The 11,996-nt window shown below is 64.7% G+C and carries 9 protein-coding genes; 7 read left to right on the top strand and 2 right to left on the bottom strand.

The window, feature by feature from the left end:
• The first annotated feature begins 4 nt into the window (after positions 1–4).
• A complete protein-coding gene (locus V7Q53_RS15640) occupies positions 5–2,290 on the top strand; it encodes a peptidoglycan -binding protein (RefSeq protein WP_333829600.1) in 2,286 nt (761 codons plus the stop codon).
• 232 nt (positions 2,291–2,522) lie between these two features.
• On the opposite strand, the gene clpA is transcribed toward V7Q53_RS15640, so the two are convergent.
• A complete protein-coding gene (gene clpA / locus V7Q53_RS15645; RefSeq protein WP_333829601.1) occupies positions 2,523–4,841 on the bottom strand; it encodes an ATP-dependent Clp protease ATP-binding subunit ClpA in 2,319 nt (772 codons plus the stop codon).
• A gap of 257 nt (positions 4,842–5,098) precedes the next feature.
• Complete coding sequence (gloB, locus tag V7Q53_RS15650) at positions 5,099–5,860, bottom strand: hydroxyacylglutathione hydrolase (RefSeq protein ID WP_333829602.1); 762 nt, start codon at positions 5,858–5,860, stop codon at positions 5,099–5,101.
• Between the two features lie 83 nt (positions 5,861–5,943).
• On the opposite strand from gloB, the gene V7Q53_RS15655 reads away from it, so the two are divergent.
• From V7Q53_RS15655 to V7Q53_RS15680, 6 genes are all read left to right on the top strand, one after another.
• The gene (locus V7Q53_RS15655; RefSeq protein ID WP_333829603.1) at positions 5,944–6,711 is read left to right on the top strand and encodes a class I SAM-dependent methyltransferase; all 768 of its coding nucleotides are present in this window, start codon (positions 5,944–5,946) and stop codon (positions 6,709–6,711) included.
• Positions 6,712–6,993: 282 nt separating this feature from the next.
• Complete coding sequence (locus V7Q53_RS15660) at positions 6,994–7,554, top strand: F0F1 ATP synthase subunit delta (protein ID WP_333829604.1); 561 nt, start codon at positions 6,994–6,996, stop codon at positions 7,552–7,554.
• The gene (atpA, locus tag V7Q53_RS15665) at positions 7,555–9,093 is read left to right on the top strand and encodes a F0F1 ATP synthase subunit alpha (RefSeq protein WP_333829605.1); all 1,539 of its coding nucleotides are present in this window, start codon (positions 7,555–7,557) and stop codon (positions 9,091–9,093) included.
• 23 nt (positions 9,094–9,116) lie between these two features.
• Positions 9,117–9,986 carry a F0F1 ATP synthase subunit gamma gene (locus V7Q53_RS15670; RefSeq protein ID WP_333829606.1) on the top strand — a complete coding sequence of 290 codons (870 nt, stop codon included), beginning with the start codon at positions 9,117–9,119 and terminating at the stop codon, positions 9,984–9,986.
• A gap of 17 nt (positions 9,987–10,003) precedes the next feature.
• The gene (atpD, locus tag V7Q53_RS15675) at positions 10,004–11,431 is read left to right on the top strand and encodes a F0F1 ATP synthase subunit beta (protein WP_333829607.1); all 1,428 of its coding nucleotides are present in this window, start codon (positions 10,004–10,006) and stop codon (positions 11,429–11,431) included.
• Between the two features lie 10 nt (positions 11,432–11,441).
• A complete protein-coding gene (locus V7Q53_RS15680) occupies positions 11,442–11,855 on the top strand; it encodes a F0F1 ATP synthase subunit epsilon (protein ID WP_333829608.1) in 414 nt (137 codons plus the stop codon).
• Positions 11,856–11,996: the final 141 nt, after the last annotated feature.

The raw sequence follows: 11,996 nt of genomic DNA on the forward strand, positions 1-11,996 counted from the left end.
GGCCATGGCCCTGTCGCGCCGGTCCAGCCAGCGCTTTGCGTCGTCGATCTGGCCGGGCTTCGTCGATGCGATGACGGCCCTGTTGCTGGTGCTGATCTTCGTGCTGTCGATCTTCATGATCGTGCAGTCGGTGCTGCGCGAAACCATCTCCACCCAGGACAGCGAGTTGCAGGGGCTGGCCGCGCAGGTCTCATCGCTGACCGATGCCCTGGGCCTGTCGCGCACGCGCGTCGCCACGCTGGAAGGGCAGGTCAGCGGGCTGTCGGGCGATCTGGAGGCGGCGCGCGCGACCCTTCAGGCGCAGGAGGCGCAGATCGCCGGGCTGGGGCGCGAACTTTCGGCCCGGGTGGCCGAACTTGGCGAGGCCCGCAGCGCGATTACCGCCTTTGAAGCGCAGGTCGCTGCCCTGATCGCCGAGGGGCGCGATCTGCGCGGTCAGCTTGCCGAGACCGAGGCGGCGCGCGACAGCCTTCTTTCAGAGACCGAGGCACTGCAACTGGCCCTCGCCCAGGCCCGAGACGAGGTTGACGCCGCCACCGAGGCCGCGCGCCTTGATGCCGCGCGACGCGAAGCGGTCGAGGCCGCGCTGGCTGACATGCGCAGCCGGGCCGAGGCGGGAGAGGCCTCGCTGGCGGAAATGCTGATGCGCCTGGCCGCTACCGAATCGGCGCGCGACAACGCGCTGGCAGCACTCTCCAACACCAGCGAGTCTTTGCGCCGCGCCGAAGCCGCCCGCGACACCGCGCTCACCAGCGCCGAAGAGGCCGGGGAGCGACTTCAACGGCGCGAAGAGGCGCTCGCCGCGCTGGCCCTGCGCGAAACCGAGCTCTCAGCGCGCATCGCCGAGCTGGACGCCGCCCTGTCGGAGGCCGATCTGGTCCGCCAGCAGGCGCTTGCCGACCTCGCCGCGCTTGATGCCGCGACGACCGCGCGCATCGCCGAGCTCGATGCCGCGCTGTCCGAGGCCGATCTCGCCCGCCAGCAGGCGCTTGCCGACCTCGTCGCGCTTGATGCCGCGACGACCGCGCGCATCGCCGAGCTGGACGCTGCCCTGACCGAGGTCGATCTGGCCCGCCAACGCGCGCTCGCCGATCTCGCTGCCCTCGATGCCGAGACCACGGCGCGCATTGCCGAACTGGATGCCGCCCTGTCCGAGGCCGATCTGGCCCGCCAGCAGGCGCTTGCCGACTTCGCGCAGGCCGAGGCGCAGCTGGACAGCGAAATCGACGCCGCCGAGCGCGCCCGCCTTGCCGAGGCCGCCGCCGCCGAGGCCCTGCGCGCCCGCCTTGCACAGGCCGAGGAGGCGCTGAGCGCCGAAGAGCAGGCCCGCCTCGCCGATCTGGCGGCGGCCGAGGCGCTGCGCGAACGCCTGCGCAATTCTGACGCCGAGCTGACGGCCATGACCCTTGCGCTGGAAGAACAGCGCCGCCGGGCCGAGGAAACACTGACCCTTCTCGCCGCAGCCAACCGCGCGCGCGATGCCGCGCAGACCGATGCCGAGGAGCGCCTGACCGAATCGGAGGCCCGCGCCGCCCTGCTGGCCGTTGCCTCGGATCAGCTTGCTCAGGCCGAAGCGCTTGCCAGTGAGGACCAGCGGCGCCTTGCCGTGCTCAATGCTCAGGTGCAGGAGCTGCGTCAGCAGGTCGCCGGGCTGCAGGACCTGTTGGGCGAATCGCGGCTGCGCGATGCCGATGCCCGCACCCAGATCGAAACGCTGGGCGCAGATCTGAATGCCGCGCTGGCGCGGGTCGCGTTCGAGCAGACCCGCCGTGCCGAGCTGGAAGAGGCAGAGCGCCGGCGCCTTGAGGAAGAAGCGCGGCAGCTTGAGCGCTATCGCTCGGAATTCTTCGGCCAGATGCGCGCCATTCTTGCCGGGCGCGAGGGGGTGCGCATCGTCGGGGACCGCTTCGTTTTCTCCTCCGAAGTGTTGTTTGAGCCCGGCTCGGCCGATCTCGCCCCCGAGGGGCGCGCGCAGATCGCCAATGTGGTGACCATTCTCAGCGAAGTGGCGCGCGATATTCCCTCCGAGATCGACTGGATCCTGCGCGTTGACGGCCATACCGACACCATCCCCATCCCGCCCGGCGCGGCAGGCCCCTTCACCAATAACTGGGAACTCAGTCAGGGCAGGGCGCTGTCGGTCGTGTTGTACATGATCGAGGATCTGGGCTTTCCGCCCGACCGGCTGGCGGCGACCGGCTTTGGCGAATACCGCCCGGTCAACCCCGCGAACACCGCCGAGGCCCGCGCCCAGAACCGGCGGATCGAGCTGAAACTGACCGAACGCTGACGGAGCAGGGCAGCGCGGGAGCACGCCAGCCGGACCGGCTTTCATCTTGCCGGAAATACGCTCAGGGGGTGAATGCGCGGCATGCGCAGAGGGGGCAGAATGCCCACTTTTCGCCGGTGCTCACCCGTGCTGCGCTCAGACGTTTATGGCCGGGCGCCTGTTTCCACCCGGCAGGCATAAAAAAACGGGGGGCGCGTGCGCCCCCCGTTGTCTCGGATTTGTCTGAGGGTTCTCAGTCAGCGGTCAGAAGCGGGGGTTTTGAGCCCGAAATCCGCGGCTTCTCGCCTTCTTCGATCTGCAGTTCGATCTTGTTGTCGCGCACAACCACGCGCACCAGACCGCCCTTGGTCAGCCGCCCGAACAACAGCTCTTCGGCCAGCGGCTTCTTGACATGTTCCTGAATCACCCGTGCCAGCGGCCGGGCGCCCATTCTGTCGTCATAGCCCTTGTCGCCCAGCCAGGCGGCGGCGGCCTCGGACAGTTCGAACGTCACGTTGCGGTCCATCAGTTGTGCTTCAAGCTGAAGCACGAACTTCTCGACAACCTTCATGATCGTCCCCTTGCCCAGCGGGGCAAAGCTGATCACCGAATCCAGCCGGTTGCGGAATTCCGGCGTGAAGGTGCGCTCGATCGCGGCCGTATCCTCACCCTCGCGGCGCTCCCGGCCAAAGCCGATGGCGGATTTGGCCTGCTCGGTCGCCCCGGCATTCGAGGTCATGATCAGGATCACATTGCGGAAATCCACCGTCCGGCCGTTGTGGTCGGTCAGCTTGCCGTGGTCCATCACCTGCAGCAGGATGTTATAGACATCCGGATGCGCCTTTTCGATCTCGTCAAGCAGCAGCACACTGTGCGGATGCTGGTCAACGCCATCGGTCAGAAGCCCGCCCTGATCAAAGCCGACATAGCCCGGAGGCGCACCGATCAGGCGCGAAACCGCGTGTTTCTCCATGTATTCCGACATGTCGAAACGCAGCAGCTCCACCCCCAGCGTGGCCGCCAGTTGCTTGGCCACTTCGGTCTTGCCCACGCCCGTCGGCCCGGCGAACAGATAGTTGCCGATCGGCTTTTCGGGCTCGCGCAGGCCCGCGCGGGCCAGTTTGATCGCCGAAGACAGCGCATCAATCGCCGCATCCTGACCAAAGACCACCCGTTTCAGCGCGGCTTCCAGATCACGCAGCACTTCGGCGTCATCCTTGGACACGTTCTTGGGCGGAATGCGGGCGATCTTGGCCACCACGGCCTCAATCTCCTTGGGCGAGATGGTCTTGCGCCGCTTGGTCACCGGCAGCAGGTGCTGCGCGGCCCCGGCTTCGTCGATCACGTCGATCGCCTTGTCGGGCAGCTTGCGGTCATGGATATAGCGCGCCGCCAGTTCCACCGCCGTCCTGATCGCATCGTTGGTGTAGCGCAGATCGTGGTGCTTTTCGAAATAGGGTTTCAGCCCCATCAGAATCTTGACCGAATCCTCGACAGTGGGTTCGTTCACATCAATTTTCTGGAACCGGCGCGCCAGCGCGCGGTCCTTTTCGAAATGCTGGCGGAACTCCTTGTAGGTGGTCGAACCCATGCAGCGCAGCTTGCCGCCCTGCAGCGCGGGTTTGAGCAGGTTCGAGGCATCCATCGCCCCGCCCGAGGTGGCGCCGGCGCCGATCACGGTGTGAATTTCGTCGATGAAGAGCACCGCATCCGGGTGTTCCTCCATCTCCTTCATCACCGCTTTCAGCCGTTCCTCAAAGTCGCCGCGGTAGCGGGTGCCGGCCAGAAGCGCGCCCATATCCAGCGAATAGATGGTGGATTTGGACAGGATTTCAGGCGTTTCGCCATCGACGATCTTCTTGGCCAGCCCTTCGGCAATGGCGGTCTTGCCCACACCGGGGTCTCCCACCAGAAGCGGGTTGTTCTTGCGGCGGCGGCACAGCACCTGAATGCAGCGCTCCACTTCCGAGGCGCGGCCGATCAGCGGGTCAACATCACCCTTGCGCGCCTTGGCGTTGAGATCGACGCAGAACTTGGCGAGCGCCGAATCCTTGGGATCGGTCTTGGCCGCGCCGGGTTCACCCTGCTGTTCCTCGGCGCCCGTGACCGGGCGCGGCTCGGAAAAGCCGGGGTTCTTGGCCACGCCATGAGCGATGAAATTCACCGCGTCATAGCGCGTCATGTCCTGCTCCTGCAGGAAATAGGCCGCATTCGATTCGCGTTCGGCAAAGATGGCGACCAGCACATTGGCGCCGGTCACTTCGTTGCGGCCCGAGCTTTGAACATGGATGGCCGCGCGCTGGATGACGCGCTGGAAGGCGGCGGTCGGCACCGCCTCCGAGCCTTCGACGGTGGTGATCAGCGTCGAAAGATCGTCATCGACAAATTCTTCAAGCGTCTTGCGCAGCTCATCCAGATCGACATTGCACGCCTGCATCACGCGGGCGGCGTCAGGTTCGTCGATCAGGGAAAGCAACAGATGTTCAAGCGTGGCGAGCTCGTGCCGGCGCGCATTGGCCAGGGCCAGCGCGCCATGAATCGCCTGTTCGAGGGTCGAGGAAAACGATGGCACGGGTCTGCTCCTTTATTTTTTTGCGACTTGCGCCGCGGTCTGTGCACTGAAACCCCGCCCCGGAGGCACCAGCCCAAGCCACGTTACAACAGTGGCCTCACAGGGTTAAACTTTGGTTTTCCGGGCGCTGCTTCAAGTCTTTTCTGACAGATTGGTCGCAAAAGTGATTTCATATGTGCGAACAGTCTGGTGATGATGCCCGGTTTCCGCGCAATTGCCACCAATTCTGCCCGCCCGGAAGATCGGTGAAGATCGGTCTAGGCGTTGTCCTTGCGTTTGCGAATTTCGGCAAAGACCTGCAAAGCGGTGGCTCCGGGCAGTTCGGCGGCCTGGGCGACTTCTGGCAGATGGGTGCGCAGATACGGATTTACAAGTCTTTCACTGGCCAGTGTGGTGCCGGTGGTGGGCGCGCCCTGCGCGGCCAGCTGCGCAAGCTCATTCCGGCGCGCGGAAAGCGCGGCGGGGTCGGGGGCGAAACGGGCGGCGAAATCAAGATTGGCCTGCGCGTAATCATGGCCGCTGTAAAGGCGGGTGTCCCCCGGCAGGGCATCGAAACGCCCGACGGTGGCGAACATATCCTCCGGCGTGCCCTCGAACAGGCGGCCGCAGCCATGGGTCATCAGGCTGTCGGCGCTGAACAGCGCCTTGAGGGCGGGGAAGTGAAAGGCGACCTGACCCAGCGTATGGCCCGGCGCGTCGATCACCTGGCAGCGGCCGCCCAGCAGGCTGTCGCCCGGCACGAAGGCATGATCCAGCGCGGGCAGGCGGGCGGCGTCGTTGCTGTTGCCGTAGACCGGGGCGGGATGGGCCTGCAGAAGGGCGGGCAGGCCATCGACATGGTCCCAGTGGTGATGGCTCAGCAGCACGGCGCCCAGCGTCAGCCCCTCGCGGCTCAGGGCATCCAGAACCGGCCCGGCCTCGGGCGCGTCAATGAGGGTGGCGGTGCGGGTCTCGGGGTTGGCGATCAGGAAGGCGTAGTTGTCCTTCAGGCAGCGGATGATGTGGATTGTGTCGCTCATGCTCTGTCCTCTCCTTGCCGGGGCTTCTCAAACGGGCCGCGATGGGGCAGGGTGCAGTCTGCGCCAGACGGCCCCGGGGTTCAATGCATCTTGATGTGCATCTTTTGCGTGATTTTTACTACCGCACGCAGCTTGGCCGCGCGGCGCAGAAAGGCCTGCGCGATCAGGTGGTGGCGCGCTGGGGCACCGCGCGGGGGCTGACGGTGGCGGGCTATGGCTTTGCCGTGCCGCTTTTGCGCCCCTTTCTGACCCATGCCACGCGGGTGGTGGGGCTGATGCCCGCGCCGCAGGGGGTGATGCACTGGCCCGCCGATGGCGACAACCACTCGGTTCTGGTGGACGAGGCGCGCTGGCCGCTGGCCAATGACAGCGTTGACCGGCTGGCGCTGCTGCACGGGCTGGAAACATCCGACCATCCGCTGGCCCTGCTGGATGAGGCGCATCGCGTGCTGGCGCCGCAGGGCAGGGCGCTGATCATGGTGCCCAGCCGCTCAGGCCTGTGGTCGCGCCGCGATGCCACGCCTTTCGGCTTCGGGCGGCCCTATTCGCGCGGGCAGATTGAACGGCTGCTGGAGGAATGCGGTTTTGTCCCCACCGGGCATGCGGCGGCGCTGTTTTTCCCGCCCTCCGGGCAGCGGTTCTGGCTGCGCTCGGCGCGCGGGCTGGAGCGGCTGGGGCGGCGCTATGTGCCGGAGCGGCTGGGCGGCGTGCTCATCGTCGAGGCGATCCGCCGCGATACCGCCCCCACCCGCCCCGGTTTGCGCGCCACTGCCCGCCGTCCGCTGCGGGTGCTGGAAGGGGTGCCGCAAGGCGGCGCGCTGCCCGCCTGGCGCAAGCCTGACAGCGGGTGAATCACTCCTGCCGCCCCGGCCCGGAGACAGCGCGCGCGCTGCCCCCGAAGGGCGCCGAATCTGTCGCGGCGCAGATCCTTTGCCAGCGCCGGGCAGCCCCCGGATGCCCGCGTGCTGAACTAAGCGCTAACAAGGGCACTTTCACATGTGCTTGATGGTTGCGGGCTGGGGAATGCTCTGTTAAACCCGCGCCGATTTCGGATGCCGCGCAGCTATCGTGCATCCTGACTGCCCGGGCCTTGCGCGAGGTCGAAGGGTGATAAAAATATCGGAAGGGTGGACGTGTCCGAACCAGCTTCGATCTCCTCTGGTATCGCTCAACGCTATGCCACGGCCGTTTTCGACCTGGCCAAGGAGGGCAACGCCCTCAGTGCGCTTGAGGCCGATATCGTCACGCTTGAAACGGCCATCAGCGACAGCGCCGATCTGCGGGCGATGATGACCTCTCCGGTCTATAACCGGGAACAGCAGGGCAAGGCGATTACCGCCCTGGCCGCAAAGATGAATCTCTCGCCCGCGATGCGCGGCGTGCTGGGACTGATGGCGCAGAACCGCCGTCTGTTCGCGGTGCGCGCCCTTATGGCCAGACTGCGCCAGATGATCGCCGACGAGAAAGGCGAAATCACCGCCGATGTGGTCTCGGCCACGGTTCTGACCAAGGACCAGGCAGATGCCCTGGCAGCCTCGATCAAGGAACGCGTCGGCAAGACGGTGAAACTGAATGTGTCCGTTGATGAAAGTCTCATCGGCGGTCTTATTGTCAAAGTGGGCTCGAAGATGATCGATACGTCGATCCGCTCCAAGCTCGCGGCCCTCCAGAACAGCATGAAAGAGGTCGGATAAATGGGTATCCAAGCAGCTGAGATCTCTGCGATCCTCAAGGAGCAGATCAAAAACTTCGGGCAGGACGTGGAAGTGGCCGAAGTTGGCCGTGTTCTGTCGGTCGGCGACGGGATTGCCCGTGTCCACGGTCTGGATAATGTCCAGGCCGGTGAGATGGTCGAATTCCCCGGCGGCATCCGTGGTATGGCGCTGAACCTTGAGACCGACAACGTCGGTATCGTGATCTTCGGCGATGACCGCTCGATCAAGGAAGGCGACACCGTCAAGCGCACGCAGTCCATCGTGGACGTGCCCGCAGGCGACGCGCTTCTTGGCCGCGTGGTTGACGGCCTCGGCAACCCGATTGATGGCAAGGGCGCGATCCTGACCACTGAGCGCCGTATCGCCGACGTGAAGGCACCGGGCATCATCCCGCGTAAATCGGTGCATGAGCCCATGGCAACCGGCCTGAAATCGGTTGACGCCATGATCCCGATCGGGCGCGGCCAGCGCGAACTGATCATCGGTGACCGTCAGACCGGCAAGACCGCCGTTGCGCTGGACACCATCCTGAACCAGAAATCCTATAACGAAGCCGCGGGTGCAGACGAAAGCAAGAAGCTTTACTGCATCTATGTCGCGATCGGGCAGAAGCGTTCGACCGTGGCGCAGCTGGTGAAGAAGCTGGAAGAAGCGGGCGCGATGGAATACACCATCGTCGTCGCCGCAACCGCCTCTGACCCCGCGCCGATCCAGTTCCTGGCGCCCTATGCCGCGACCGCGATGGCCGAATACTTCCGCGACAACGGCCGCCACGCGCTGATCATCTATGATGACCTTTCCAAACAGGCCGTCGCTTACCGTCAGATGTCGCTGCTGCTGCGCCGCCCGCCCGGCCGCGAAGCCTATCCCGGCGACGTGTTCTACCTCCACTCCCGCCTGCTGGAGCGTTCGGCCAAGCTGAACGAAGATTTCGGCTCAGGCTCGCTGACCGCTCTGCCGATCATCGAAACCCAGGGCGGCGACGTGTCGGCCTTCATTCCGACCAACGTGATCTCGATCACCGATGGCCAGATCTTCCTTGAAACCGACCTGTTCTATCAGGGTATCCGCCCGGCCGTGAACACCGGCCTTTCGGTGTCTCGTGTGGGCTCCTCGGCGCAGACCGATGCCATGAAATCGGTCGCAGGCCCGGTGAAGCTGGAGCTGGCGCAGTACCGCGAAATGGCGGCCTTCGCGCAGTTCGGCTCAGACCTTGACGCGGCGACGCAGAAACTGCTGAACCGTGGCGCGCGCCTGACCGAGCTGATGAAGCAGGGCCAGTATTCGCCCATGACCAACGCCGAGATCGTCATCGTGATCTATGCGGGCACCCATGGCTATCTGGACAGCATTGGTGTCAAAGAGGTGGGGCGGTTCGAAAAGGGCCTGTTGTCGCATCTGCGCGGCAAACATGCCGCCCTGCTTGCGGATATCACCAACAATGACCGCAAGGTCAGGGGTGAGCTGGAAGACAAGATCAAGGCAGCGCTCGACGAATACGCAAGAGATTTCGCCTGAGGGCGGGACAGGAGGAGCGCTAGATGCCTAACCTCAAGGACCTGAAAAACCGGATCAACTCGGTCAAATCGACCCGGAAGATCACCAAGGCGATGCAAATGGTCGCGGCCGCAAAACTGCGCCGCGCCCAGGATGCCGCCGAGGCCGCGCGGCCCTATGCCGCCCGGATGGAAGCTGTGGTCAACGGGCTGGCGGCTTCGGTCGCCGGTTCCGACACCGCGCCGCGCCTTCTGGCCGGCACGGGCGCCGACAAGGTGCACCTGCTGGTGGTGATGACCGCCGAACGCGGGCTCTGTGGCGGGTTCAACGCCTCGATCGTGAAGCTGGCGCGGGTCCGCGCCGCCGAGCTTCTGGCGCAGGGCAAGACGGTGAAAATTCTCACCGTCGGCAAGAAGGGCCGTGAGCAGCTTCGCCGTGACTTCGGCGAATACATGGTGGCGCATATCGACCTTTCCGAGGTCAAGCGCGTCGGCTATGTGAATGCCCGCAGCATTGCGCAGGATGTGCTCAAGCGGTTCGACGAGGGTGACTACGATGTCGCCACCCTCTTCTTCAGCCGCTTCGAGTCGGTGATCAGCCAGATTCCGACGGCGCAGCAGATCATCCCCGCCCCGGTGCCCGAAAGCGCCGAGGCAAGCACGCTCTATGATTATGAGCCGTCCGAGGAAGCGATCCTTGAAGACCTGCTGCCGCGCTCTGTCGCCACGCAGATTTTCACCGCCCTTCTGGAAAACGCGGCGTCTGAACAGGGTGCGCGGATGTCGGCCATGGATAACGCCACGCGCAACGCCGGAGACATGATCGACCGCCTGTCCATCCAGTATAACCGCTCGCGTCAGGCTGCGATCACCACAGAGCTTATTGAGATCATTTCGGGCGCGGAAGCGCTCTGAGAAACCGGAGAAACACAATGGCCACAGCGAAAGCTACCGGCAAGGTCACCCAGGTGATCGGCGCCGTCGTTGACGTTCAGTTCGAAGGCGATCTGCCCGCGATTCTGAACGCGCTTGTTACCGAGAATAACGGCAAGCGCCTGATCCTTGAGGTTGCCCAGCATCTGGGTGAAAACACCGTCCGCTCGATCGCCATGGACGCCACCGAAGGTCTGGTGCGCGGGCAGGAAGTCAGCGACACCGGCGAGCCGATCTCGGTTCCCGTGGGCAAGGCCACGCTGGGCCGCATCCTGAACGTCGTCGGCGAGCCGGTGGACGAAAAGGGCCCGGTCGCCGCGACCGAGACCCGCGCCATCCACCAGCCCGCGCCTGGCTTTGAAGAGCAGTCGACGGAATCGGAAATCCTGGTGACCGGGATCAAGGTGATCGACCTGCTGGCACCCTATACCAAGGGCGGCAAGATCGGCCTCTTTGGCGGTGCGGGCGTGGGCAAGACGGTTCTGATCATGGAACTGATCAACAACATCGCCAAGGTGCACTCGGGTGTGTCGGTGTTCGCCGGTGTCGGTGAGCGGACGCGTGAGGGCAACGACCTTTACCACGAGATGATCGAATCGGGCGTTATCAACGTTGATAACCTTGAAGAATCGAAAATCGCGCTGGTTTACGGCCAGATGAACGAACCCCCCGGTGCGCGTATGCGCGTGGCGCTGTCGGGCCTGACGCTCGCTGAGCAGTTCCGCGATGAAAGCGGCTCGGACGTGCTGTTCTTCGTGGACAACATCTTCCGCTTCACGCAGGCGGGCTCGGAAGTGTCGGCACTGCTGGGCCGTATTCCGTCAGCCGTGGGCTACCAGCCGACGCTGGCCACCGACATGGGCGCGATGCAGGAACGCATCACCTCTACCCGGAACGGCTCGATCACCTCGGTGCAGGCCGTCTATGTTCCGGCCGATGACCTTACCGACCCTGCGCCTGCCACGTCCTTCGCCCACCTTGACGCCACGACCGTTCTGGACCGTGCGATCTCGGAAAAAGGTATCTATCCGGCCGTGGACCCGCTGGGTTCAACCTCGCGCCTGCTGGACCCGCAGATCATCGGCGAAGAGCATTATCAGGTTGCGACATCGGTGCAGCAGGTGCTTCAGCGCTACAAGTCGCTGCAGGACATCATCGCCATTCTGGGGATGGACGAACTGTCCGAGGATGACAAACTGGCGGTGGCCCGCGCGCGCAAACTGGAACGCTTCCTGTCGCAGCCGTTCGACGTGGCCAAGGTCTTCACCGGCTCTGACGGTGTTCAGGTGCCGCTGGAAAAAACCATCGCCTCGTTCAAGGCTGTGGTCGCGGGTGAATACGACCACCTGCCCGAAGCCGCCTTCCTCATGGTCGGCGACATTGATGACGTGATCGCCAAGGCGCAGCGCATCGCCGCTGCCGCCTGAGGAGGCATGAATGGCTGATACCCTGCAATTCGACCTTGTGTCGCCGGAACTGATGCTTGCATCAGTCGCGGCCAGCGAGGTGCAGATCCCCGGCGCGGAAGGTGATTTCACCGCCATGCCGGGGCACGCACCCTTCATCTCAACGCTGCGTCCGGGGATCGTCACGGCGGTCACGGCGCAGGGTGAGGTCAGGTATGTGGTTACCGGCGGCTTTGCCGAGATCACGGCTGACAGCGTCTCGCTGCTGGCCGAACGCGGTGTGCCCGCGGGCGAGCTTAGCCAGCCTGCTTATGACGCGATGCTGGCCGAGGCACGCAGGCAGGCCGCCGAGGCCTCGGGCGATGGCGCTGACAATGCGGGCAAGCTGGTGAACGACATTGTCGCCGTTGGCCAGCAACTGGGCCTGAACACGACCGCTGCCTGAAGACAGAGCGCAATGATGCAATGACGCGCGCCCCATATGGGGCGCGCGTTTTTCATTTCCGGGGGAAGGGCGCGCATGCGCTCTTCAGGGGGGCGTTGCCCCCCTCTTGGCCTGCGGCCAATTCACCCCCCAGCGTATTTG

It is taken from the genome of Pararhodobacter sp., from assembly GCF_036802785.1.
GTDB lineage: Bacteria > Pseudomonadota > Alphaproteobacteria > Rhodobacterales > Rhodobacteraceae > Pararhodobacter.